Source organism: Verrucosispora sioxanthis (genome assembly GCF_010560025.1).
Taxonomy (GTDB): Bacteria; Actinomycetota; Actinomycetes; order Mycobacteriales; family Micromonosporaceae; genus Micromonospora; species Micromonospora palythoicola.
Map to the genome: position 1 here is coordinate 55,150 of NZ_SAIY01000010.1, position 24,274 is coordinate 79,423.

Consider the following 24,274-nt stretch of genomic DNA (forward strand, 5'->3'; position numbering starts at 1 on the left):
CCGCCGCCGAACGGCGTAACTCGAGACGAACACGAGGACACGGAACGCAGTGGCCAGGGACTACTACGGCATTCTCGGCGTGAGCAAGGGTGCCTCCGATGACGAGATCAAGCGCGCCTACCGCAAGCTGGCGCGCCAGTTCCATCCGGACGTGAATCCGGACCCGGAGGCACAGGAGAAGTTCAAGGACATCAACGCCGCGTACGAGGTCCTCTCGGACGATCGGAAACGGCAGATTGTCGACCTGGGCGGGGATCCGCTGGCACCCGGTGGGGGCGGGCCCGGCGGTCCGGGTGGCCCCGGCGGGGCCGGCCCGTTCGTCGGTTTCCAGGACATCATGGACGCCTTCTTCGGCGGTGCCACCGGTGCCGGGCGCGGTCCGCGTCCGCGTACCCGCCCCGGTGCCGACGCGATCCTGCGACTGGAGCTGGACCTCCAGGAGACGGCCTTCGGCGTCGAGGCGCCGATCACCGTCGACACGGCCGTGCTCTGCACCACCTGCTCCGGTGCCGGCACCGCCGCCGGCACCCACCTGGCCACCTGCGAGGCGTGCGGCGGGCGGGGCGAGGTGCAGTCGGTGCAGCGCACCTTCCTCGGCCAGGTGGTCTCCGCCCGGCCCTGCACCGTCTGCCAGGGCTACGGCACCACCATCCCGAGCCCCTGCCCGACCTGCGCCGGTGACGGCCGGGTCCGCACCCGCCGGTCGCTGACCGTCAAGATCCCCGCCGGGGTGGAGGACGGCATGCGGATCCGCCTGGCCCAGCAGGGCGAGGTCGGCCCGGGCGGCGGCACCGCCGGGGACCTCTACGTGGAGATCCACGAACGGCCGCACGACGTCTTCTCCCGCAAGGGCGACGACCTGCACTGCCGGGTCACCGTGCCGATGACCGCCGCCGCGCTCGGCACCCGGCTGACCATCAAGACGCTCGACAGCGAGGAACCGGTCGACGTCAAGCCGGGCACCCAGCCGGGCAGCACCCTGCGGCTGCGGGCCCGGGGCGTACCGCACCTGCGCGGCACCGGGCGGGGCGACCTCTACGTCCACCTGGACGTGCGTACCCCCACCAAGCTCGACGCCGATCAGGAGCGGATGCTGCGCGAGTTCGCCAAGACCCGCGGCGAGGAGGTCGCCGAGCTGACCAAGCAGGGTGGCTTCTTCTCCCGGATGCGCGACGCCTTCAACGGCCACGCCTGACGTGTCCGCCCCGCTGTTCCTGGTCGAGTCGCTGCCCACCGCCGCCTCGCTGGTGCTCGACGGCCCGGAGGGCCACCACGCCGCCACCGTGCAACGGCTGCGCGTCGGCGAGCAGGTGCTGCTCGGCGACGGCCGGGGCGGCACGGCCACCGCCGTGGTCACCGCCGTCGGCCGGGGCACCCTCGACCTCGACGTCACCGACCGGGGGTACGTCGACGCGGCGAACCCCCGGCTGGTGGTGGTCCAGGGCATCGCCAAGGGCGACCGGGGTGAGCTGGCCGTGCAGGCGATGACCGAGGCGGGCGTGGACGAGATAGTCCCCTGGGCGGCGGGCCGCTCGGTGGTGCAGTGGCGCGGCGACCGGGGCGTACGGGCCCGGGACAGGTGGCTCGCCACCACCCGGGAGGCGACGAAGCAGGCCCGGCGGGCGTGGCTGCCGGTGGTGGCGGGCGCGCCGGACGAGAGCACCGCGTCGGTGACGCGCCGGATCGCCGGGGCGGCGGCCGGGTACGTGCTGCACGAGGAGGCGACCGACCGACTCACCACCGTCGAGCTGCCCGACCACGGCGAGATCGTGCTGGTGGTGGGCCCGGAGGGCGGCATCACCCCGACCGAGCTGTCGGCCTTCCAGGAAGCCGGTGCCCGCCCGGTGCGGCTCGGCCCGGCGGTGCTGCGCACCTCCACCGCGGGCGTGGCCGCCCTGGCGGTCCTCGCCACCCGCCTGCTCCGTTGGTGAGCGGCGCACCGACGGCGCCGAGGATTTCTTCCTTACACTGCCCGGATGGGAAGCGACTGCCTGTTCTGCCGCATCGTCGCCGGTGAGATTCCGGCCACCGTCGTCCGCGAGACGCCCACCACGCTCGCCTTCCGCGACATCGACCCGAAGGCACCGGTGCACGTGCTCGTCGTGCCGAAGGAGCACTACGCGGACGTGGCCACCCTCGGCCAGGGTGACCCGGCGCTGGCCGGCGAGGTGCTGGCCACGGCCGCCGCGGTGGCCGAGGACGAGGGCCTGCTCGGTGACGGTTTCCGGCTGATGTTCAACACCGGGGCGTACGGCGGTCAGGAGGTCTTCCACGTGCACGCGCACGTGCTCGGCGGCGCCCCACTCGGCCCGATGCTGGCCCGGAGCCTCGGATGACCTCCGCCGCCGGCGACACCTCCGCCGCCGGTCGGCTGGAGCGGATGGTGCGGCAGGTCCAGGCGCAGGCCCGGGTGCCGGCGGTCTCGGCGGCCGTGCACCGCGCCGACCGGCCGCTGTGGACATGCACCGCCGGCGGCACCGGAAACGACACGGCGCTGGACGAGCAGACCCGGTTCCGGATCGGCTCGGTGACCAAGACCTTCACCGCCGTGCTGGTCATGCAGTGCCGCGACGACGGGCTGCTCGACCTCGACGACCCGCTGCGGCGGCACCTCGACCTGCCGGCGCACGGCGAGTTGACCGTGCGCCGGCTGCTGTCGCACACCGCCGGCCTGCAACGGGAACCGTACGGCGACGTCTGGGACACGCTGCGCGCACCGGACGCCGACCAACTGATCACCGAGCTGGCCCGGGCCGAGCGGGTGCTGCCGACCGGACGCCGTTACCACTACTCGAACCTCGGCATGGCGCTGCTCGGCCACCTGGTCGGACAGCTACGCGGCGGCAGCTGGGCGGAGGTGCTGACCGAGCGGGTGCTGACCCCGCTCGGGCTCACCGCCACCACGGCCGCTCCGGGGCCACGCGCCGCGACCGGGTTCCTGGTCGACGCGTACTCCGACGAGGCGCATCCGGAGCCGCCCACCGACTTCGGCGCGGTGGGTCCGGCCGCGCAGCTGTGGAGCACGGCAACCGACATGGCCCGCTGGGCCGCCTTCCTGGCCGACCCGGCGGCGTTGGACGCGGCGGGTCGGGTGCTCGCTCCCGCCACGCTCGACGAGATGCGCTGGCCGGTGACGGTCACCGACGAGGCGGTGTGGGCCGGCGGGTTCGGTCTCGGCCTGATCCTGGTGCCGCAGGGGGAGCGGGTGGTGCACGTCGGGCACGACGGGGCGATGCCCGGCTTCCTCGCCGGAGCGTACGGCCGCCGGGGCGGCGAGGGCACGCCCGGGGCGTTCGGCGCCGCCGTGCTGGGCTCCTCCGGCACCGCCGTCGAGCTGCTGGAGCTGCCGCACCGGCTGCTCGCCGCCGCGGTCGAGCACGATCCGGCCGACATCGACCCGTGGCGTCCGGGTGATCCGGCACCGCCCGACGTGCGCGGGCTGCTCGGCCGCTGGTGGGGCGAGGGCTTCGAGTACGTCTTCTCGTGGCACGAAGGGGCCCTGCGGGCCCGTGGTGCCGGTGACCCGCCGGGGAAGCCGCCAGCGGTGTTCGCCCCGGTGCCGGACCAGCCGGACGTGCTGCGTACCGTCTCCGGCCGGGAGAACGGCGAGCTGCTCCGGCTCACCCGGGACGCGGCTGGTGTGGTGGTCCGGATGCACTGGGCAACCTACCGGTTCACCCGCCGCCAGGAGACCTTCGACGGTTTCGACTTCCGCGGCTGACCGGGCGGTTCGCCGGGGTGTAATGCCCTGTTTCACCCGTTCCGCCGGGGCGTCGAAGCGGTGGAAATGGGCAGCGTGTCCGCGCCGTTGACCCGATACGATGGTGGCAACGTCCGCACGCCGTGCCACGGGCCCGGCATCGAGATCGAGAGCAGGTGGCGCAGGGCCCGCGGGCCCGACCTATGACCGGCACCCCACCTCCCGGCCCGCCCCGGGTGCAGACCAGGATCACGGTCCCCGACTCGAAGATCATGGTCAACCTGCTCGGCGCGGGTGACGAGATCCTGCGACTGGTCGAGCGCTCGGTGAACAGTGACGTGCACGTGCGTGGCAACGAGATCACCATCACCGGCGCTCCCGCCGACAACGCCCTCGCCGAGCGGCTCTTCAGTGAGCTGCTCGAACTCATCGAGAAAGGCGAGACCCTGACCACCGATGCCGTCCGGCGTACCGTCGGCATGCTCGAACAGGGTGGCACGGAGCGGCCCGCCGAGGTCCTGACCCTCAACATCCTGTCCCGGCGGGGGCGCACCATCCGCCCCAAGACGCTGGGGCAGAAGCGCTACGTCGACGCGATCGACGGGCACACCATCGTCTTCGGCATCGGCCCGGCGGGTACCGGCAAGACCTACCTCGCCATGGCCAAGGCGGTGCAGTCGTTGCAGGCCAAGCAGATCAACCGGATCATCCTGACCCGGCCGGCGGTCGAAGCGGGGGAGCGACTCGGGTTCCTGCCCGGCACGCTCAACGAGAAGATCGACCCCTACCTGCGCCCGCTCTACGACGCCCTGCACGACATGCTCGACCCGGAGACCATCCCGAAGCTGATGGCCGCCGGCACGATCGAGGTCGCCCCCCTGGCGTACATGAGGGGTCGGGCGCAGCCGTACGACGCCCGCGTGCTGACGCCGGAGGGCTTCAAGCGGTTCGGCTCCCTACAGGTCGGTGACCTGGTGATCGGCTCGAACGGCATGCCGACCCCGGTGATCGGGATCTACCCGCAGGGGCCCAAGCAGGTCTACCGGGTGACCACGCAGGACGGGGCCTCCACCCTGTGCTGCGGTGAGCACCTCTGGACGGTCGCCACGCCCGAGGACAAGCGGCGCGGTCGGCGACGCACGCTGGAGACCCAGGAGATGATCGGGCAGGAGCGGCGGGGTCACCTCCGCCGTTACGAACTGCCGGTGGTGGCTCCGGTCCAGCTGGAACCGCAGGACGTTCCGCTCGATCCGTACGTCCTCGGTCTGCTGCTCGGTGACGGGTCGATCTCGTGCCGGGCGACGCCGGGCTTCACCACGGCGGACCCTGAGCTCGCCCGGGCGATCGAGGACAACCTCGTCGACATCGAGCTGCACCGCAAGAGCGGATACGACTACGTACTCCGGCACACCAAGGGTCACCGAGGCGGGGTGATCGTCGCGAACCCGGTGACTGTCGCGCTCCGCGAGCTGGGTCTGGCCGGAACGAAGTCGGGCACCAAGTTCGTGCCGTCCGTATACCTCCAGAACAGCGTCGATGTCCGACTGGCCGTCCTGCAAGGGCTGCTGGACACCGACGGCGGGCCGGTCGTCCAGGCGGGACGTACCTGCCGGGTGCAGTACTCGACCACCTCTCCCCAGCTGCGTGACGACGTCGTCCACCTGGTCCAGTCACTCGGTGGCGTGGCGACGTGGCGCATTCGAGTGGCCGAGGGCCGCAAGCCTGGCCTGGCCAACGGTCGACCGGTCGGCTACCGGTCGGACGCATATGTCGTGGAGATCCGCTTGCCGGAGGGCGTAGCGCCGTTCCGGCTCTCTCGTAAGCGCCAGCGGTACGAGGAGTACGGCGGCGGCCGGCCGATGCGTTTCATCGACTCGATCGTCCCCGCCGGTGTCCAGGAGACGATGTGCATCCAAGTGGCGGCGGAGGACTCGCTGTATGTCACCGATGACTTCCTGGTCACGCACAACACGCTCAATGACGCGTTCATCATTCTCGACGAGGCGCAGAACACCACGCCCGAGCAGATGAAGATGTTCCTCACCCGGCTCGGCTTCGGCTCCAAGATCGTGGTGACCGGCGACGTCACCCAGGTCGACCTGCCCGGCGGGACGACGAGCGGGCTGCGGGTCGTCCGGGACATCCTGGCCGGGGTCGAGGACGTGCACTTCGCGCAGTTGTCCAGCGCCGACGTGGTACGTCACCGGTTGGTCGGCGAGATCGTCGACGCGTACGCGCGGTGGGACGCCGAGAACCAGCAGGCACAGGGCGTGCACGCGGTGGCCGGGCGGAGCGCCCAGGGCAACCGCGGCGGCCGGCGCCGCTAGACCGAGGGAAGACAGTTGTCCATCGAGATCGCCAACGAGTCCGGTGCCGAGGTCGACACCGACGCGGTGCTCGCCGTCGCCCGGCACGCGCTCGACGAGATGGGGGTCAACCCGCTCGCCGAGCTGTCCGTGTTGCTTGTCGACGTCGACTACATGACCGAGCTGAACCATCGCTGGATGGGCGGCGACGGTCCGACCGACGTGCTGGCCTTCCCCATGGATGAGGGCAGCGTCGACCACGGGCCGGGTGAGAGCGCCGCCGCCGCTGGTGAGCCGGCGCTGCTCGGCGACATCGTGCTCTGCCCGGAGGTGGCCGCGAAGCAGGCCGCGACCGCCGGGCACCGCACTGCCGACGAGTTGCACCTGCTCACCGTGCACGGTGTGCTGCACCTGCTCGGCTACGACCACGCGGAACCGGAGGAGGAGCGGGAGATGTTCGGGCTCCAGGCCCGGTTGTTGGCGAGCTGGCGGTCGGCCCGCTCCCGGTGATGGACACTGTGCTGGCCGCGTCCGCCACCGGCCTACCCGACCTGCAACTGCTCGTGTTCGCTGCCGGGCTGGTGGTGCTCGCCGGCCTGATCGCGATGACCGAGGCCGCCCTGGCCGCGGTCTCACCGGCCCGGGCGGCCGAGCTGGCCCGCGAGGGGATCCGGGGTGCGCGCACCCTCCAGGCGGTCGCCGGCGACGTGGTCCGGCACCTCAATCTGCTGCTGTTGCTCCGGCTGCTCGCCGAACTGACCGCCACCACGCTCGTGGCGCTGGTGGCGGTGGACACCTTCGGTGCGGGCTGGCGGGCGGCACTGGTCACCGCCGGGGCGATGACCGTGGTCAGCTTCGTCGTGGTCGGCGTCGGTCCGCGCACCCTCGGCCGGCAGCACGCGTACGCGGTGGGCCGCTCGGCGGCACCGTTGGTGCGCTGGCTGGGCCGGGTGCTCAACCCGCTGGCGTCCCTGCTGATCCTGATCGGTAACGCGGTCACCCCGGGCCGGGGCTTCCGGGAGGGACCGTTCGCCACCCAGGTCGAGCTGCGGGAGCTGGTCGACCTGGCCGAGCAGCGGGGCGTGGTGGAGCACGGCGAGCGGCAGATGATCCATTCGGTCTTCGCGCTCGGTGACACCATCGCCCGCGAGGTCATGGTGCCGCGTACCGAGATGGTGTGGATCGAGTCGGGCAAGAATCTGTCCCAGGCGCTCGCGCTGTTCCTGCGCTCCGGCTTCTCCCGGATTCCGGTGATCGGCGAGAGCGTCGACGACGTGCTCGGCATCCTCTACCTCAAGGACCTGATCCGGCGTACCCAGGGCGGGGCCGCCGAGGACCATCAGCTGCCGGTGGCCGAGCTGATGCGGCCGGCGACCTTCGTGCCGGAGTCCAAGCCCGTCGACGACCTGCTGTCGGAGATGCAGGCCGCCCGCAACCACCTGGTCATCGTGGTCGACGAGTACGGCGGCACCGGCGGCCTGGTCACCATCGAGGACATCCTCGAGGAGATCGTCGGGGAGATCACCGACGAGTACGACGTCGAGCGCCCGCCGGTCGAGCAGTTGCCCGACGGTGCGGTGCGGGTCACCGCCCGGCTGCCGGTCGAGGATCTCGGCGAGCTGTTCGACACCGAGCTGCCGCACGACGAGGTGGAAACCGTGGGTGGGCTGCTCGCCCAGGCCCTGGGGCGGGTGCCGATTCCGGGGGCGCAGGTCGAGGTGGCCGGTCTGCGACTGGTCGCCGAGGGCACCACCGGTCGCCGTAACCGGATCGACACCGTGCTGGTGCGCCGGGTGGAGCCGACCGACACGCAGAACGATCCGGGCGGGACGCCGACCGCGTCCCGTGCCGACACCGACCGATCCGAGGAGAGGCAGCCCGCCGATGCCTGAGTCACCCGCCGTACCAGCCGTCCGGTCAAGTGACACCGAACTGAGCGCCGAGGACGGCAAGCTGGTCGTCCTCGCCCGGGGGGCCCGAGGACGGGTGGGCGCGGTGGAGGGCGCCGCGGTCCGGGACCAGGACGGCCGGACGTACGCGGCGGCCAGCGTGTCGCTGCCCTCGCTGACCATCACCGCGCTGCAACTGGCGGTCGCCTCGGCGGCTGCGGCGGGTGCCACCCGGCTGGAGGCCGCGGTGGTGGTGACCGAGGCGTCCACGCTGGACGGTGCCGGCTACGCGGCGGTGCGTGACCTGGCCGCCGACGCCCCGGTGCACCTGGCCGGGCCGGACGGCACGGTGCTCGGCACGGTGACCGAGTGAGCGAACGGGGCGAACGCTCCTATCGGGCGGGTTTCGCGTGTTTCGTCGGCCGGCCGAACGCCGGCAAGTCCACGTTGACCAACGCCATCGTCGGGCAGAAGATCGCGATCACGTCGAACAAGCCGCAGACCACCCGGCACGTGATCCGGGCGGTGCTGCACCGGCCCGATTCGCAGCTCGTGCTGGTCGACACCCCGGGGCTGCACCGTCCCCGCACATTGCTGGGCGAGCGGCTCAACGATCTGGTGCGGCAGACCTGGAGCGAGGTCGACGTGATCGGCCTCTGCATCCCGGCCGATGAACCGATCGGTCGGGGGGACCGGTTCATCACCGGCGAGTTGGCGGAGCTGAAGGCGACCGTGCTGGCGGTGGTCACCAAGACCGACCTGGTCGATCGCAAGCGGCTGGCCGAGCAGTTGCTGGCCGTCAGTGAGCTGGGGGATTTCGCGGAGGTCGTGCCGGTCAGCGCGGTGTCCGGGCACCAGGTGGACACCCTGGTGGAGGTGATGACCCGCTATCTGCCCGAGTCGCCGCAGCTGTACCCGGACGACATGCTCACCGACGATCCGGAGCAGGTGCTGGTGGCGGAGTTGATCCGGGAGGCCGCGCTGGAGGGCGTCCGGGACGAGTTGCCGCACTCGATCGCCGTGGTGGTGGAGGAGATGCTTCCGGAGGGTCGGCTGACGAAGATCTACGCCGACCTGTACGTGGAGCGGCCGAGTCAGAAGGCGATCGTCATCGGGCATCGGGGTGCGCGGCTCAAGGGGGTCGGCACCGCCGCGCGACGGCAGATCGAGGAGCTCCTGGGTACGAAGGTCTACCTCGATCTGCACGTACGCGTGGCCAAGGATTGGCAGCGTGACCCGAAGCAGTTGCGCAAGCTCGGGTTCTGAGCCGATCCGGCGGTACCGCGGAATCGGGCGAACGGCCTTGGATCGTGTGATCGGCATCGGTCAGGCATATGTGGATTTTCACGATCCCGGTGGGTCTCTGGCTGTTTCGTCGGCGGGCGACGGAGGGTAGGTAGCAACCGCCTCCGCGCCCCCGACACAGATGCAGGCTGATGCGAAACAGATACCTGGACCTGCTGCGCGCTCTGGCCATCGTGCGGGTGGTCGTCTACCACGTCACCGGCTGGGGATCGCTGACGCTGGTGTTCCCGGCGATGTCGGTGATGTTCGCGCTCGCCGGTTCGTTGATGGCCGCGTCCCTTGTGGGGTCCGGACCGGCGGCGGTCGGCCGGCGACTGCGACGGTTGCTGCCGTCGCTGTGGGTGGTCGCGGTGATCTTCGTGCCGGCGATGCTGCTCACCGGGCTGCCGCTCACCCCGGGTGTGCTGCTGTGGTTGTTCCCGGTGGCCGATCCGCCGGCGAACTACTGGGGCGCGCTGGCGCTGAGCCCGATCTGGTACCTGCGTGACTACCTGTGGTTCGTGCTCGCCTCCCCGGTCGCGCTGTGGCTGTTCCGCCGGTTCCCGCTGCCCACCCTGCTCGCCCCGTACTGCCTACTGCTGGTCATGGAGCTGGGCATCTACCAGAACCCGCCGGTCGTGCTGCGCCATTTCGGGCTCTACTTCGGGGCGTGGCTGCTGGGTTTCGCCCACCAGAGCGGGATGCTGCGCCGCCTGAGCGCCTGGATTCTGGTGCCGACCGCGCTGGCGCTGGCGGCGGTGGGCGGCGCGTGGATCCTGACCCATCAGGGTCCGCGCGGCTACGACCTCAACGACATTCCGCTCGGCAACGCGCTCTGGTCGGCCGCGTTCATCCTGGTGGCCCTGGGCCGGGCACCGGCGACCGCCGCCTGGGTGGACCGGAACGCGCTGGTGGGCCGGGCGATCACCGTGCTGAACCGGCGGGCCCTGACCGTCTACCTGTGGCACATGGCGTTCGTGGTCGCACTCACCCCGCTGGTCGACGTGGTCGGCTGGTCGCATCAGGATCTGCTGGGCCTGGCGGTCCGGGTGGTCCTGGTCTTCCTGCTGGTGGGTCTGGTGACGGCGCTCGTGGGCTGGGTCGAGGATCTCGCGGCGAGGCGTCGGCCGGAGCTGCTTCCCGGTGGCCGTCGCCCGGCGTCGCGCCCCGTCCCCCGACACCCGGAGTCCCGCGCCGGGGAGGATCACGAGCCGAGCGTCGGGCCGGCGGCCCCGGTCCCGCGACAGCGGGGCCGGGACGGGGACGTCATCGCACGGTGACGGTGATGTTGCCGCTGCCGGTGCGCAGGTCGAGCACCGATGCGGCGGACGGGTCGTGCGTCACACCCAGGTCGGTCCGGCCGGAGCCGACCCTCGACCGGACCTGGTACCCGCCCTTCGGCACGGTCAGCTCGACGTTGCCGCTCGACGCGTGCGCCCGCACGGAGGCGGGCTTGTCCAGTTCGAGGGTGACGTTGCCGGACTTGGCCTCCGCGTCCACGCTGCCACCGAGCCGGCTTGCCGTCACATTTCCGGAGGAGGTTCGCAGCACGACGGGGGCGCTCACGTCGTACACCTCGACGTTGCCCGAGCCGGTCTCCACCCGTACCGCGTCGGTCGCCGCGGCCACCCGCACGTCGCCGGAGCCGACCTTGAGATCCACCTGGCCGACCCGGCTCAGGTCGACGTTCCCGGAGCCGGTCTCACCTCGTACGCTCACCCCCTCGCCGACCGTCACCTCGTAGGAGACGCTGCACCGGGGGCCGCAGGAGGCGTCCAGCACCAGCTCGGCGCCCCTGATCTCGTACGTCGTGTCCGGCTGGGCACCCTGGTAGCGCACCACGCGCTTGACGCGTGCCCCGTCCACCCCGCCTTCGGCCCGGACCACCACGTCACCGGCACCGGGCAGCACCTGGATCGCGGTGATCGGGGCGGACTCGGTGGTGTCGAAGTCCAGCCGTCGGTACGACAGATTGTCGCACCCGACCAGGACGATGAGGGCAGTGGTCGCGGCGACCGCGACGGCGCTCCGGCGTCCGGTGCGTCCGCGCCGCGCGGTGGATCGCCGCGTTGCGGTGGGCCGATCGGCGGCGGTGGGCCGGGGGACGGCGCTGGTCCGGTGCGAAGCCATGCCGAGCACGCTACGACCGGTTCGACCGGGCGCGCATCCGGGTTCGCCGGCGCGGCGACCCGGAGCGGACCCTGAATTCCGACCCGGGGTCGGACCTGATTTCCGGCCGGAGGGGAGAATGGCGCGATGGCCGGGTACCGCCGACAGCTCTACCGCGACGACGCGGTGGTGCTGCGTGTGCAGAAGCTCGGCGAGTCCGACCGGATCATCACCCTGCTCACCCGGCGGCACGGCCGGCTCCGCGCGGTCGCCCGCGGGGTGCGCCGGACCACGTCGAAGTTCGGCGCCCGGCTGGAGCCCTTCGGGCACGTCGACCTGCAACTGGCCGGTGACCCCAAGGGGGAGCTGGGCAGTTCGCTGCACACCGTCAGCCAGGTCGAGGGGATCGACCTGTACGGCAAACGGTTCCTGGGCGACTATCCCCGCTACACCGCGGCCAGCGCGATCGCCGAGACCGCCGAGCGCCTCACCCCGGTCGAGCGGGAACCGTCGTTGCGCCTGTTCCAGCTCACCCTGGGCGCGCTGCGGGCCCTTGCCGACGGCGAGCACGCCAACACGCTGGTGCTCGACGCGTACCTGCTGCGCGGGATGGCGCTGGCGGGCTGGGCACCGGCGTTGACCGCCTGTGCGGTCTGCGGCACCCCCGGCCGGCACCGGGCGTTCTCGGTGCCGGCCGGGGCGCGGTCTGCCCGGACTGCCGACCACCGGAGCCGCCCATCCGGCCCCGGCCACCATCGACCTGATGTCGGCGCTCACCGTCGGTGACTGGCGGATCGCCGATGCCACCGAGAACGGGGTACGCCGGGAGTGCAGCGGCCTGGTCGCGGCGCACCTGCAGTGGCACCTGGAACGCGCGCTACGCTCGCTGCCGCTGGTGGACCGGGTGGGCTGCCGGCGGCACCCGGCGCGCGGCGACCGACCGGCGACGTCGGCACGGTCGCCCCCGCCGGTGCACTGTTGCCGCCCGACCGGGCGTCACAGGACGTGAGCAGGAGAAGACCGAGTGATCCGATCGTCGAGGGCCGGGCGACGCGAGCCGGTGCCGCCGACACCGCACCCGTCGGGAGCCCGACCGCCGGCGCTGCCGGCCGAGGCGGTGCCCCGCCACGTCGCCGTGGTGATGGACGGCAACGGTCGGTGGGCCAAGGAGCGCGGCCTGCCCCGCACCAAGGGCCACGAGGCGGGGGAGTTCTCCCTCTTCGACACCGTCGAGGGCGCCATCGAGCTGGGCATCCCGTACCTGTCGGCGTATGCCTTCTCGACGGAGAACTGGCGCCGCTCCCCGGATGAGGTGCGGTTCCTGATGGGCTTCAACCGGGACGTCATCCGCCGCCGCCGGAATCAACTGGTCGACCTCGGGGTGCGGGTGGTGTGGTCCGGTCGGGCCGGACGGCTGTGGAAGAGCGTCATCGGCGAGTTGCAGACCGCCGAGGAGATGTCCCGCGGCAACTCGACGCTGACCCTGCAGTTCTGCGTGAACTATGGCGGGCAGGCGGAGATCGCTGACGCGGCCGCCGCGATTGCCCGGGACGTGGCCGCCGGCCGGCTCGATCCGGCCAAGGTCACCGAGAAGACGGTCGGGCGGTACCTCTACCATCCCGAGGTGCCCGAGGTGGACCTGTTCCTGCGGCCCTCCGGCGAGCAGCGGACCTCGAACTTCCTGCTCTGGCAGAGCGCCTACGCCGAGTTGATCTTCCTGGACACGCTCTGGCCCGACTTCGACCGCCGCCACCTGTGGTACGCCTGTGAGCTGTACGCCCAGCGTGACCGCCGGTTCGGCGGCGCGCTGCCCAATCCCGTGGCCCCGGCCACCTGAGGTCCGTGGCCCCGGCCACCTCAGCGGCGGGTGGTTCCGGCCACCCGGGCGCATAGCGGGCGGCCACGCTGGGTATGACCGCTGGCAGCAGCCACTGACGGAGGTGAACCCATATGATCCGCAAGCGCATCGGGCAGTGGGCGGTGATGGCTATCGCGGTACCGGTCGCCGCCGCCGGAGCCCGGAAACTGAGCCACACGCTGGAGTCTCGACGTGGCCCCAACCGGGCCACCCGACTGCTCAACAAGGGCGCCGACCTGATCCGCCCCAAGCAGGCCAAGCGCCGCCGCTTCTTCTGACGCGACCGGCCCGACCGGTAGCCCAGCAACACGGCAGCTCGCGGTATCCCCGTCGACGGGGATACCGCGAGCTGCCGTGTATCGGGAGATGCCGGCGTCGGGGTCAGCCCTCGACCTCGGCGCGGTCGGGGGTGGCCCAGAGGGTGTGGAACGAGCCGTCCCGGTCGACCCGGCGGTAGGTGTGCGCGCCGAAGTTGTCGCGTAGCCCCTGGATCAGTGCGGCCGGCAGCCGGTCCGCCCGCAGCGCGTCGAAGTACGCGAGCGACGAGGCGAACGCGGGCGCCGGCACACCCGCCCGGGCGGCCTCGGCCACCACCCGTCGCCAGCTCGGCACGCCGTCGCGCACGGTGTCGGCGAACCACGGTGCTACCAGCAGGGTCGGCAGCTCCGGCTGCTCGTCGTACGCCTGCCTGATCCGGTCCAGGAACCGGGCCCGGATGATGCAGCCGCCGCGCCAGATCGTCGCCGTGCCACCCAGGTCGATGCCCCAGTCGTACTCGGCGCTGCCGGCGCGGATCTGGTCGAAGCCCTGGGCGTACGCGACGATCTTCGAGGCCAGCAGCGCCCGGCGTACGTCCTCGATGAACGCCTCGCGGTCGCTGACCTGCCACTTCTCGCCGGCCTCGGGGAAGGCCCGCTGCGCGGCCTCGCGCTGACCGACGTGTCCGGACAGCGACCGGGCGAAGGTGGCCTCGGCGATGCCGGTGATCGGAATGCCCAGATCAAGGGCGATCTGGACGGTCCAGCGGCCGGTGCCCTTCTGCTCGGCCCGATCCTGTACCACGTCCACGAACGCCTGCCCGGTGGCGGCGTCGGTGTGCGCCAGCACGTCGGCGGTGATCTCGATCAGGAACGACTCCAGCTCACCGGAGTTCCACTCCCGGAAGATCTGCGCGATCTCCGCCGGCTCCGCCCCCAAGCCGGCCCGCAGCAGGTCGTACGCCTCGGCGATGAGCTGCATGTCGGCGTACTCGATGCCGTTGTGGACCATCTTGACGAAGTGCCCGGCGCCGTCCGGCCCGACGTGCTGGCAGCAGGGCACGCCCTCGACCTGCGCGGCGATCTTCTCGAAGATCGGGCCGAGTTTGCGGTACGACTCGGCCGAACCGCCCGGCATGATGCTCGGCCCCCACAGCGCGCCCTCCTCGCCACCGGAGACACCGGTGCCGACGAAGTGCAGGCCATGCGCCCGCAGCGCCTCCTCGCGGCGGCGGGTGTCGGCGAAGTGCGCGTTGCCGCAGTCGATGATGATGTCGCCCGCCTCCAGCAACGGCACCAACTCGTCGATCACCGCGTCGGTGGGACCACCCGCCTTGACCATGATGATCACCGCGCGGGGCCGCTCCAGCGCGGCGACGAAGTCCGCCAGGGACTCCGTCGGCACGAAGGTGCCCTCGTCGCCGTGCTCCGCCACCAGCGACCGGGTCCGTTCCGGCGAGCGGTTGTGCAACGCCACGGTGAACCCGTTGCGGGCCAGGTTGCGGGCCAGGTTGCGGCCCATCACCGCCAGCCCGGTCACACCGATCTGCGCCGTAGCCCGATCCGCCATCCTCGTCGCCACCTTCCGCCGTCTGCCTGTAGTGCTGCGACGGTATCGCGGCACCCGGGTGCCGCGCGCCGTCCCCCCACCGCTGGTCATCAGGTGGTCGCGTAGCGCACCACGACCCCCGCGTGCAGCGGTGGCGTTAATTCGGCTGCGCTCACCTCGCCTGGGCGATAACGTGCGGGCATGCGCTACTGACGCCCTCTTTCCCGAGCCGGGTTCGCCGCTGTCGTGCCGCGACCCGTGCGCTCCCGGGCGTCCGCGTGTGTCCATCCGCCATCGGCGATGGCGTCCTTCGTGGCCGGTCCCGGGCAGCAGTCCGAACCGTCCCCGACCGCCCAGGTGGCGGTCTTCATGTGGTCGGCCGACCGCCCGCGGGTCGCCGGCCGAGCGAGGAGGCACAGATGCCCGCCAAGCGCAGCTCCCGGAAATCCCGTCCCGACCGCCAATCGGCGGAACTCGCCGCCGTCACGCCGGCGAACCTGGACGACGTCGCGATCACGCCGGTGCCCACCCTGCCGACCGGGCGGCCCGCCGCCCCCAAGGCGGGGCCACCGGCCACCGGTACCTCCGGTGTCGGACGCGGCCAGCGGACCGGCCAGGTCCGTCGCTACGCCTTCCGTCGTAGCTGAGCAGCCCGCGGGGGCCGGGCGCGCGTCGGTACGCACACCCGGCCCCCTGCCCTTCCGCGTCGCGCCGGTGCCGGGCGCCACGGTCGGAGGATCACCAGAGTTCAGTGAGCGGCACAACAGGGTGTCGGGTCGGGCACCTCGAACGGTGCCAGGCCGCCCGCGTGGTGCGGCATGGTGACCAGGACCAGTTCGCCGGCCTGCCACTGTGGCCGGACGAAGTCCCTGGTGTGCACCGGCATGTCCGGGGCGACCGGCGTACCGCCCAGCGCCACCACCCGCTCGATCGCCCCGGCGGCGAGCAGTTCGGCGACGGTGAGGGTGCCGACCATCCGGTCCGCGCCCGGATAGCACACCGCCCGTCCCGAGCGGCGGGCGGCGTGTTCACCCGCTGCCCGGGCCGCTGCGACCCGCAGTTCGGGCGGGGTGTCCGCCAGCTCCGCGAGCCGCTCCGCCGCCGGGCCGGCCACACTGAGCGCCACGTGCGGGTACGGCTCGGCGACCAGGTGGGTGCAGGCGACCAGGTCCGCCCCCAGCCCTGTCACCTGCTCGGTGAGCCAGTGGTCGGCCGCACGCAGGGTGCGGTGCCCCAGGCTGAGGCCGACGATCACCTCGGCAGCACCCAGATCGGGTTGGCGTAGAACCACAGGTCCTCCCACGGGTTGGCGGCACCCGCGACGTCCAACGCGGGACCGAACGGGTCGACCCCCGCGCCCATCAGACCGGGCTGGCTGCGCTTGCCGTCGGTACCCCGGATGCGCAGGTAGAACGGCTGATCCACTCGGCCGAACGAGTAGCTGAACGAGACCCGGCCGGTTCGCCTGGTCACCTCGAAGGACTTGACCACCTTCGTGTCCGGGGCGGTGAAGCTGTCCTGGTCGGCGACCGGGCCGGTCACCCGGCCGGCGATCACGTCGACGCGGGCGAGCACCGGCACGAACTGCGACCAGTTCGGAATGTCGGCCAGGTCGACGTCGATGGTCACCTCGACGGCGCTGCCGCGCCGGACCCGCAGCACCCCGCCGAGCGGCGTGCCGGAGTTGGCCCGCCGGTCACCGCCGACGCGGGCGCGCACGTCCAGCCCTTTGATCAGGCCACCGTGGTCGACCCAGACCCGGCCGGCGCGCAGACCGTCCATGACCGCCCGGTAGCTGAAGCTGCTCGCCCCGACATGGGTACGGCTGTACTGCCCCGGCCAGTAGTCACCGGCGTCGGTGATCACCGGTCCGTGGACCGGGTCCTCGTACCTGCCGTTGAGGTTGAAGTCGCTGCCCGGGCCCCGCTGGGAGGTGTCCAGGTAGTTGACGTGCGAGTCGGAGTTGGCGCTGATCCACCAGGCCCGGCCCTCGGCGAGCAGGCTGTCCCAGAGACCACCGACCGTCGAGGTCATCCAGTCGAACCCACCCCAGGTGCGGTAGCTCTCCAGCGGGTAGCCGGGGAACGAGTTGGCCGACGGGTTGTTGTCGTAGTAGCCGCGGGCCCGGCCGCCGCTGTCCCGGGGCAGGCCGGCGGCCTGGTGGCCCGGTGCGCCTTCCATCCCGATGGCGACGCTCGGGTCGGCGTCGCGCCAGGCCCGGATCTCGTGCGGGGAGTCGATGCCCCGACGGGCCGGGTGGTTGGCCAGGAAGAGCGCGCCCTCGACCCGGCGCCTGCGGACCGCCTCACCGAGGAACTTGATGCCGGCGACGGCCAGCGCCTCGTTGGCCGGGGTGTTGTCGCCGGCGCTGCGGACGCTGCCGTCGAAGGAGTTCTCGAACTCCTTGAGCACGGCGACCTCGTTGCGTCCGGGGTGCACGAAGACCGTGGCGTGCTCGGCCGCCGGGATGTTCCACTCCAGGCCCTGATAGATCAGCAGGTCCTTGAGCCGGCTACGGGCGGCGACGATGTCCGGGTTGACCTTCTCCACGCCGATCTTCGCGTGCGTCGCGCTGCCGTGGTCGGTCACGACCATCCAGTCCAGGCCGTACGCCCGGGCGTGCCGGGCCTGGTCGATCACCCGGTACATGGCGTCCGAGCTGTACTGGGTGTGGATGTGGTGGTCGCCGGCGAGCCAGTGGAACCCGCCGGTCCTGCCGTGGTCCCCACCCGGCCCGTGACCGTGACCGTGGTCGTGGCCACCGGCCATGGCCGGGCTGCCGGCGGCCAGCACGGTGGTGGCCGCGCCGGCACCGAGCAGGCCGGCGTTGCGCAGGAAACCGCGCCGGTTCACCTCGGCCGGCGGCAGCTCGCCGTCGGGGACGGACAGGTCGAGCGCCGGGGGTACGTCGGTGCCGGTGGCGGCGTCGTGATCGTGATGGTGCGCGTGGCCGTGGCCCATCTGCTGCTCCAATGTGATCGAGGAGTCGTCGCAGGCCAATCTGGTCGCAGCGGAGGAACGCCGCGTGTCGCCTTCGCGGCGAACGCGCGAACATGCGATCCCGGCCATGTGTGGTGCCGGTCGCGTACGCCGCTCGGCGTGGCCGTTCCGGCGGGAGTCAGCCGATCAGCGGGCGGAAGGTGCCGAGCAGCACGCTCACGGCCAGTGCGGCCCGGCGGTCGCCGTCGCGCGCCGGCGACGAGCAGCCAGTCGGCCGCGACGAACCGCTGGCGGCGGGGCGAAGGTGCGCGGCACGCCGCTGTCGAAGCCCCGGGCGTCCATCGCCACGGCGAGCCGGGTACCCCGCCGGATCGCCCCGACCAGCAGCGTGAACGCCGTCGAGACGAACAGCCGCAGCCGGGCCACCGGGTTGCGGCCCGCCTCGACTCCGCGCGCCCGGCGCGCGACGGTGATCATCTGCCATTCCTGACCGAGCAGCGGCACCAACCGGAACGCCGCCAGCGCCCCGATGGCGAACCGGGCCGGCACCCTGGCGTTCTGCACGAGTGCGTCGGCCAGGTCGGTCGGGTCGGTGGTGGCGAAGACGATCACGCCGGGCAGTGCCACCGCGAACAGCCGCAGCACCAGACCGAGTGCGGTGACCAGCACCCCCGAGGTCACCACGATCGGCCCCGCGTCGAGCAGTACTTGGCCCGACCGGTCGGCGGCGAAGAGCACGAGCGTGACCAGGATGCCGCCGGCGGCGGCCAGCAGTGGCCAGGCACGTCGGGCCAGCAGCCCGGGGTGCACCCCGAACAGCGGCAGCACCGCCAGCTCCACGGCGATCGCGATGGCCGGGGTGACCGGGTCCAGCGTGGTCATCAGCGGAAACGCGAAGAGCATCGCCGCCGCCAGCTTGGCCACCGGATTGCGCCGGGCCAGCGGCGCGCCCGGCCGGGCGATCGGCTCCAGGGTGATCATCGCGGCACCGGGTCGGCGGCGGGTGGCGTGAGGGTCAGCGTGCGGTCGGCCAGCGCGGCCACGAACTCGGCGTCGTGGGTGACGGCGACCAGGCCGTGGCCGGCGTCGCGCAGGTCGGCGAGGAGTTCCACGAGTTCCCGCCAGGTGCGCCGGTCCTGGCCGAAGGTGGGTTCGTCGCAGATCAGCAGGCGGGGCGCGGTGGCCAGGGCGGTCGCCACACTCAGCCGCCGCGCCTCGCCGCCGGAGAGGGTGTACGGGTTGGCGGCGGCGAGTCGGTCCAGCCGTAACCGATCCAGCAACTGCGCCACCCGGTCGTGGACCGTCGATTCGGGCACCCCGGTCCGCCTCGGCCCCAGGGCCAGTTCGTCGAAGACCGTGCCGGTGACGAACTGGTGCTCGGGATTCTGGAACACCGAGCCGATCCGGCGGGTCAGCGCCGGTGCCCGCCACCGGTGCGGTGCGGTCCGCGCGTCGGCTCCGGCCAGTTCCGGGGTCGCCGTCAGTCGCCCGGTGCCCGGTCGGAGGAGCCCGCCGAGCAGCAGCGCCAGGGTGGACTTCCCGGCACCATTGCGACCGAGCACGGCGAGCGCCTCACCGGCGCGTACGGTCAGGTTGGTGGGGGACAGCCGGGGCGGCTGGCCGAGTCGTTCGGCGGTGAGCAGCACCTCGCCGCCCGGACCGGCGGCCCGGCGCGGTGGGATCGTGCGGCCGGGTACCCAGACCCCCTCGGCGGCGAGAGCGTCGCCGTGCGCGGCGAAGACCGCCTCCGGCGGGCCGTCGGCGCGGATCCCGCCGCCGGGTTCGAGCACCACCACCCGGTCGACCAGGGGCAGCGCCTCGGCGACCCGGTGTTCGACCAGGATCAGGGTGGTGTCGGCGTCCACCGCCCGGGCGAGCGCGGCGCGGACCAGGGCGGCACCGGTCGGGTCGAGGTTGGCGGTGGGTTCGTCCAGCAGCAGCAGACCGGGACGCAGCGCCAGCACGCCGGCCAGGGCGAGGCGCTGCTGTTCGCCGCCGGACAGCGCCGCGGTGGGCCGGTCCCGGTGGTACGGGAAGCCGACCCGGCGCAGTGCCTCGTCGACCCGGTGCCAGATCTGTCCGGTCGGCACGCCCCGGTTCTCCAGCCCGAACGCCACGTCGTCACCGCTGCGGGCCATGACCAGCTGGGACTGCGGATCCTGGAAGACGATGCCGACCCCGTCGCGGGCCTCGGTGGCCGGCCGGCCGTCGATCTCGATGGTGCCCTCGTGCTCCCCGGAGTCCTCGGGCAGCAGCCCGGCCAACGCCGCCAGCAACGTGCTCTTACCTGCGCCGGACGCCCCCAGCAGCAGCACCTTCTCCCCGCACTCCACCCGCAGATCCACCCCGCGCACCGCCCAGCCACGCCGTCCGGCATGCCGCCACCCGAACCCCCGCACCCGAACCCCCGCACCCACCCGCTCTCCCTCCTTCCCCGCTTCTCGTTGATCATGAGGTTGCCGGTTGATCTGGAGATCGAAAATGCCGCTGACCTCATGGTCAACGCGATGGGTCGGGGGTCAGATGAGGGTGCGTTCGCGGGCGGCGGGGAAGCGGTCGAGGACGCCGGTACGGGTGAGGGCGCGGGTGAGGGCGAGGGCGCCGGCACCGGCGATCACGGTGGCGCTGACGATGGTGAGCGCGGCGTAGGGCAGGCGGTAGGCGGCGATGTCGCGTTCGGCGTTCCAGTAGACGAAGTCGAAGATCGCCGCGCTCAGGCCGGTCAGCGCGCCGGCCAGCAGGGCGGCCGGCAGCCGGTACGAGCGGTACCGGAAGGCGGCGAAGGCCAACTCGGCACCGAGACCCTGCATCAGCCCCTGCAACAGGACGATGGTGCCCCACTGGCTGCCCAGCAGGGCCGAGATGATCGCCGCCAGCAGCTCGCAGTACAGCGAGGCGCCGGGCTTGCGGATGACCAGGCCGCCGAGGACGGCCGGCACCAGCCAGACCCCGTAGATGAGCGTCTGTGCCGGCGGGAAGAAGCTGAAGGCGCCCTCGGTGGCGCTCCACACCACGCCCCAGGCCCAGAAGATGACGCCGAAGGCGACCGCGATGACCGACGCCACCACGATGTCGATGGTGCGCCAGCGGTTGCTGTCAGTTGTCTGCACGATGTTTGCTCCCAGTCCAGATGCGAACCAGGCAAGACGCACGCCCCGCCCGGCGGCGCCGGACGGTGGCGGGCTGGAGGTGGACCGAACTCCCTGCGCTGGCATTACCCAGATCAGGTGCGGAGGGTCTGCGGGCGGACCCGCACTCTCAGCGCTGTGCGCTCCCCTGTCGGAGGTGTTGTCTGTCCCGCCGACGCTAACACCACGGAAGATCCACCGGCAATGTGATCCACCCAGGTCACGACGGGTGTTCGCGTTCGGCTGGTCCGGTCGGCCGGGGAGGCGGGTGAGGCTGGCCAAATCTGTGACATCCATCGACGTCATCCGCGCCGGACGGTAATCTCAGTCCGCCGATCCGCCACGGCCGAAGGGTGACGGGTGACCACAGACACTGACCGGGCCGTCCCGGGCGAACCGGAGCCCCGATCCTCGGCTGGGGGCGTCGACACCGAAACCCGCCCACCGGAGCCTGCCGGCGACGAGCCGCCCCGGCGCTGGCTCGGCGACCGGATCGGCTCGGTGGAGATCCTGGCGGCGCTGCTGATCATCCTGATCATCTTTCGGGAGCCGATCGCCGCCGCCCTGGACGACCCCCGCATCCAGACCTGGACCACCGTCTTCGTCTCGATCATGGTGCAGGCGGTGCCGTTCCTGGCCTTCGGCGTACTGCTCTCTGCCGTGATCGCGGTCTTCGTACCCCGGTCCTTCTGGGCGAGGGCGTTGCCCCGGCACCCGGCACTGGCGGTGCCGGCGGCCAGCGCGGCCGGGGTGGTGCTGCCGGGCTGCGAGTGCGGCTCGGTGCCGATCGCCGGGTCGTTGATCCGGCGGGGTGTCACGCCGGCCGCCGCGCTGGCGTTCCTGCTCGCCGCCCCGGCGGTCAACCCGATCGTGCTCACCGCCACCGCGGTCGCCTTCCCGAACAATCCCGAGATGGTGCTCGCCCGGGGCGTCGCCAGCCTGATCGTCGCCATGATCATGGGTTGGCTCTGGCTGCGGCTCGGGCGTACCGAATGGATCAGGATGCCGCGTCGTCCGGAACTGGACGACGCGTCCCGGGGCCGGGCCTTCTGGGCCGCGGTCCGTCACGACGTGACGCACGCCGGTGGTTTCCTGGTGCTCGGCGCGATGGCGGCCGCCAGCATCAACGTGCTGGTGCCGGAGCGGTGGTTGCAGACCCTGGCCGACAACGCATGGTTGTCGGTCCTGGCGCTGGCGTTGCTCGCCGTGCTGCTCTCGCTCTGCTCGGAGGCCGACGCCTTCGTCGCGGCCTCGCTGTCCCAGTTCTCGCTCACGTCCCGACTGGTCTTCCTGGTGGTGGGGCCGATGGTCGATCTCAAGCTGATCTCGATGCAGGCCGGTGTGTTCGGTCGACGCTTCGCCTTCCGGTTCGCACCGACCACCTTCGTGGTGGCCCTGCTGGTCGCCGCCGGCGCCGGGGCGGTGCTGCTGTGAACCGGCAGGCGCAGGCGGTGATCCTGCTGCTGCTCGGCGGCGCGGTGATCCGGGCCAGCGTCACCGACCTCTACCTGCGCTACGTCAAGGAAGGGCTGCGCCCCTTCCTGATCGCCGCCGGCCTGCTGCTGGTCGCCGCCGCGGTCATGACGCTCTGGTACGAGCTGCGCCCCCGGCCCCGCGCGCTGGCCCCGACCGGCGATCCCGGCGGCGCTCCGCCGGTGGCGACGGCAGCGTCCCGGCCGGCGGCAGCGTCGACGTCCCGGACGTCGGCCCTGGCGACCCGGCGAACGGACCCGACACCGGGCACGACGGGCACGGGCATGCCCATCACGAGCCTCGGGTCGGTTGGCTGTTGATCCTGCCCGTGCTCGGCCTGCTGCTGGTCGCCCCGCCGGCCCTCGGCTCGTACGCGGCGGGTCAGGCCGGCACCGCGCTGAGCAGCCAGCAGCAGTCGGACTACCCGCCGTTGCCGGAGGGTGACCCGGTGCAGGTCAGCGTCCTGGACTATGCCTCCCGGGCGCTGTTCGACCGGGGCACGTCGATCGGCGACCGGCGGGTGCAGCTCACCGGCTTCATCGCCACCGGCCCCGACGGCCAGCCGATCCTGGCCCGGATGGTGCTGTCCTGCTGCGCCGCCGACGGCCGCCCGGTCAAGCTCGGGTTGACCGGTGACGTACCGGCCGGGCTGCCCGACGACAGCTGGGTGGAGGTGATCGGCCGCTACAGCGACCGGCTCGGCCGGGACCCGGTCAACGACGCCGAGATCCCCTACCTGGAGGTCGAGTCCTGGCGGCAGGTGCCCGTCCCCAAGCGCCCGTACGACTGACCCGCGCGGCCGTGCTCGACGCCCTGCGGCGTCGGCCGGGTGCGGTGGCCGGCGCCGGTCGTCTGGCGCCACCCGTCCGGCGCGGTGCAGGGCGCTCGGTAGGCTGCCGGGATGCGTATCGAGGCCCGGGGTCTGCGGTTCGACGTCGCCACCGGCGGTCCGGAGCAGGGCGAACCGGTGCTGCTGCTGCACGGTTTCCCGCAGCACTCGGGCGAGTGGGACGGGGTCCTGCCGACCCTGCACGCCGCTGGTCTACGCAGTTACGCGCTCGACCAGCGGGGCTACTCGCCGCAGGCCCGGCCCGCCGAGGTCGAGGCGTACCGGCTGGGTGCACTTGTCGCCGACGCGGTGGCGGTGCTGGACGCCCTCGGGGTGCCCGCCGCGCACGTGGTCGGGCACGACTGGGGCGCGGTCGTCGCGTGGGCGCTGGCGGCCACCCATCCGGACCGGGTGCGCACGCTGACCGCGGTCTCCGTGCCGCATCCGGCCGCCATGGCGTACGCGCTGGCGAACGACCCGCAACAGAAGGCACGCTCGGCGTACATGCTGCTGTTCCGGCAGCCGGGGGTGGCCGAGAAGACGTTGTTGTCGCTCGGTGCGGTCGGGTTGCGCCGGCTGCTGCGCGGCGTCGGCGACGCGGAACGGGTGGCGGCGTACGCCGATCCGATGCGCGAGCCGGGCGCGTTGACCGCCGCCCTGAACTGGTACCGGGCGATGTCGAAGGCGGATCTGGCAGCGACCGGCCCGGTGTCGGTGCCCACCACGTTCGTCTGGAGCGACGGTGACGTGGCTATCGGACGGGTGGCCGCGCAGGCGTGCGCCGCGCACGTGACCGGGGAGTTCCGATTCGTCGAACTGGCCGGGGTCACCCACTGGATCCCGGACGAGGCACCGACGCCGTTGGCCGAGGCGATCCTGGCCCGGGTGCGCCCGGCGGTTTGAGTGGGCGGAGAGCGGGCACGGGGATCCTGAACGGGTTTCGGTTCGCACC

The 24,274-nt window shown here is 72.3% G+C and carries 20 protein-coding genes, 6 pseudogenes and 1 riboswitch; of the genes and pseudogenes, 19 read left to right on the forward strand and 7 right to left on the reverse strand.

Annotated elements, in window-relative coordinates; all coding sequences use genetic code 11:
* Positions 1 to 49 precede the first annotated feature (49 nt).
* The 12 genes and pseudogenes from dnaJ to ENC19_RS24480 all read left to right on the forward strand — a co-directional run bounded on the left by dnaJ (position 50) and on the right by ENC19_RS24480 (position 10,459).
* Positions 50 to 1,195, forward strand: coding sequence for a molecular chaperone DnaJ (dnaJ, locus tag ENC19_RS24435; protein ID WP_164449413.1), 1,146 nt, complete (start codon positions 50 to 52; stop codon positions 1,193 to 1,195).
* Position 1,196: 1 nt separating this feature from the next.
* Entirely contained in the window at positions 1,197 to 1,931 is a 735-nt protein-coding gene (locus ENC19_RS24440) for a 16S rRNA (uracil(1498)-N(3))-methyltransferase (RefSeq protein ID WP_164449414.1), read from the forward strand.
* A gap of 45 nt (positions 1,932 to 1,976) precedes the next feature.
* On the forward strand, positions 1,977 to 2,336 hold the full coding sequence (locus tag ENC19_RS24445; RefSeq protein ID WP_164449415.1) for a histidine triad nucleotide-binding protein: 360 nt from the start codon (positions 1,977 to 1,979) through the stop codon (positions 2,334 to 2,336).
* Positions 2,333 to 3,721: a serine hydrolase domain-containing protein gene (locus ENC19_RS24450; protein ID WP_164449416.1), complete on the forward strand. Its 1,389-nt coding sequence runs from the start codon at positions 2,333 to 2,335 to the stop codon at positions 3,719 to 3,721. The genes ENC19_RS24445 and ENC19_RS24450 overlap by 4 nt, the downstream gene beginning before the upstream one ends.
* Before the next feature lie 182 nt (positions 3,722 to 3,903).
* Positions 3,904 to 4,742 (forward strand): annotated as a pseudogene (locus ENC19_RS30610) (PhoH family protein); the annotation flags it as partial.
* A 115-nt stretch (positions 4,743 to 4,857) separates the two neighbouring features.
* A pseudogene (locus ENC19_RS30615) lies at positions 4,858 to 5,409 on the forward strand (LAGLIDADG family homing endonuclease); the annotation flags it as partial.
* 261 nt (positions 5,410 to 5,670) lie between these two features.
* A pseudogene (locus ENC19_RS30620) lies at positions 5,671 to 6,027 on the forward strand (PhoH family protein); the annotation flags it as partial.
* Positions 6,028 to 6,042: 15 nt separating this feature from the next.
* Positions 6,043 to 6,516 (forward strand): rRNA maturation RNase YbeY, encoded by a 474-nt coding sequence (gene ybeY, locus ENC19_RS24460; protein WP_164449418.1) that lies wholly within the window; start codon positions 6,043 to 6,045, stop codon positions 6,514 to 6,516.
* A complete protein-coding gene (locus ENC19_RS24465; RefSeq protein ID WP_164449419.1) occupies positions 6,516 to 7,898 on the forward strand; it encodes a hemolysin family protein in 1,383 nt (460 codons plus the stop codon). Before ybeY ends, ENC19_RS24465 begins: the two co-directional genes overlap by 1 nt.
* Positions 7,891 to 8,268, forward strand: a complete 378-nt coding sequence (locus tag ENC19_RS24470; RefSeq protein WP_164449420.1) for a cytidine deaminase — start codon at positions 7,891 to 7,893, stop codon at positions 8,266 to 8,268. The genes ENC19_RS24465 and ENC19_RS24470 overlap by 8 nt, the downstream gene beginning before the upstream one ends.
* Positions 8,265 to 9,161: a GTPase Era gene (era, locus tag ENC19_RS24475; RefSeq protein ID WP_164449421.1), complete on the forward strand. Its 897-nt coding sequence runs from the start codon at positions 8,265 to 8,267 to the stop codon at positions 9,159 to 9,161. The genes ENC19_RS24470 and era overlap by 4 nt, the downstream gene beginning before the upstream one ends.
* Before the next feature lie 170 nt (positions 9,162 to 9,331).
* Positions 9,332 to 10,459 (forward strand): acyltransferase family protein, encoded by a 1,128-nt coding sequence (locus ENC19_RS24480; RefSeq protein ID WP_164449422.1) that lies wholly within the window; start codon positions 9,332 to 9,334, stop codon positions 10,457 to 10,459.
* On the opposite strand, the gene ENC19_RS24485 is transcribed toward ENC19_RS24480, so the two are convergent.
* Positions 10,446 to 11,309 (reverse strand): DUF4097 family beta strand repeat-containing protein, encoded by an 864-nt coding sequence (locus ENC19_RS24485; RefSeq protein ID WP_164449423.1) that lies wholly within the window; start codon positions 11,307 to 11,309, stop codon positions 10,446 to 10,448. The genes ENC19_RS24480 and ENC19_RS24485 overlap by 14 nt on opposite strands.
* 126 nt (positions 11,310 to 11,435) lie before the next feature.
* Here ENC19_RS24485 and recO point away from each other — a divergent pair.
* From recO to ENC19_RS24500, 3 genes and pseudogenes are all read left to right on the forward strand, one after another.
* A pseudogene (recO, locus tag ENC19_RS24490) lies at positions 11,436 to 12,245 on the forward strand (DNA repair protein RecO); the annotation flags it as partial.
* Positions 12,246 to 12,348: 103 nt separating this feature from the next.
* A complete protein-coding gene (locus tag ENC19_RS24495) occupies positions 12,349 to 13,125 on the forward strand; it encodes an isoprenyl transferase (RefSeq protein ID WP_216592961.1) in 777 nt (258 codons plus the stop codon).
* A 113-nt stretch (positions 13,126 to 13,238) separates the two neighbouring features.
* On the forward strand, positions 13,239 to 13,424 hold the full coding sequence (locus ENC19_RS24500) for a hypothetical protein (protein ID WP_164449425.1): 186 nt from the start codon (positions 13,239 to 13,241) through the stop codon (positions 13,422 to 13,424).
* A 103-nt stretch (positions 13,425 to 13,527) separates the two neighbouring features.
* Here the strand turns inward: ENC19_RS24500 and gndA are convergent, their stop codons facing one another.
* Positions 13,528 to 14,973, reverse strand: a complete 1,446-nt coding sequence (gene gndA / locus ENC19_RS24505) for an NADP-dependent phosphogluconate dehydrogenase (protein ID WP_164449426.1) — start codon at positions 14,971 to 14,973, stop codon at positions 13,528 to 13,530.
* Positions 14,974 to 15,371: 398 nt separating this feature from the next.
* Here gndA and ENC19_RS24510 point away from each other — a divergent pair, with 398 nt between their 5' ends.
* On the forward strand, positions 15,372 to 15,599 hold the full coding sequence (locus tag ENC19_RS24510) for a hypothetical protein (RefSeq protein ID WP_164449427.1): 228 nt from the start codon (positions 15,372 to 15,374) through the stop codon (positions 15,597 to 15,599).
* Between the two features lie 101 nt (positions 15,600 to 15,700).
* On the opposite strand, the gene ENC19_RS24515 is transcribed toward ENC19_RS24510, so the two are convergent.
* From ENC19_RS24515 to ENC19_RS24535, 5 genes and pseudogenes are all read right to left on the reverse strand, one after another.
* Complete coding sequence (locus ENC19_RS24515; protein WP_216592931.1) at positions 15,701 to 16,243, reverse strand: hypothetical protein; 543 nt, start codon at positions 16,241 to 16,243, stop codon at positions 15,701 to 15,703.
* The gene (locus ENC19_RS24520; protein ID WP_164449428.1) at positions 16,204 to 17,913 is read right to left on the reverse strand and encodes a PHP domain-containing protein; all 1,710 of its coding nucleotides are present in this window, start codon (positions 17,911 to 17,913) and stop codon (positions 16,204 to 16,206) included. The genes ENC19_RS24515 and ENC19_RS24520 overlap by 40 nt, the downstream gene beginning before the upstream one ends.
* Before the next feature lie 157 nt (positions 17,914 to 18,070).
* Positions 18,071 to 18,873, reverse strand: a pseudogene (locus ENC19_RS24525) (energy-coupling factor transporter transmembrane component T family protein).
* The gene (locus ENC19_RS24530; protein ID WP_164449429.1) at positions 18,870 to 20,309 is read right to left on the reverse strand and encodes an ABC transporter ATP-binding protein; all 1,440 of its coding nucleotides are present in this window, start codon (positions 20,307 to 20,309) and stop codon (positions 18,870 to 18,872) included. The pseudogene ENC19_RS24525 and the gene ENC19_RS24530 overlap by 4 nt, the downstream one beginning before the upstream one ends.
* A gap of 102 nt (positions 20,310 to 20,411) precedes the next feature.
* Complete coding sequence (locus tag ENC19_RS24535) at positions 20,412 to 21,002, reverse strand: ECF transporter S component (RefSeq protein ID WP_164449430.1); 591 nt, start codon at positions 21,000 to 21,002, stop codon at positions 20,412 to 20,414.
* Between the two features lie 72 nt (positions 21,003 to 21,074).
* Positions 21,075 to 21,180: riboswitch (TPP riboswitch) on the reverse strand.
* A 332-nt stretch (positions 21,181 to 21,512) separates the two neighbouring features.
* Here ENC19_RS24535 and ENC19_RS24540 point away from each other — a divergent pair.
* The 3 genes and pseudogenes from ENC19_RS24540 (at position 21,513) to ENC19_RS24550 (ending at position 24,225) form a co-directional block, all read left to right on the forward strand.
* Positions 21,513 to 22,454, forward strand: a complete 942-nt coding sequence (locus tag ENC19_RS24540; RefSeq protein WP_281604464.1) for a permease — start codon at positions 21,513 to 21,515, stop codon at positions 22,452 to 22,454.
* Positions 22,451 to 23,283, forward strand: a pseudogene (locus ENC19_RS24545) (TIGR03943 family putative permease subunit). Before ENC19_RS24540 ends, ENC19_RS24545 begins: the two are co-directional and overlap by 4 nt.
* 111 nt (positions 23,284 to 23,394) lie before the next feature.
* The gene (locus ENC19_RS24550; protein ID WP_164449432.1) at positions 23,395 to 24,225 is read left to right on the forward strand and encodes an alpha/beta fold hydrolase; all 831 of its coding nucleotides are present in this window, start codon (positions 23,395 to 23,397) and stop codon (positions 24,223 to 24,225) included.
* The last annotated feature ends 49 nt before the right edge of the window (positions 24,226 to 24,274 follow it).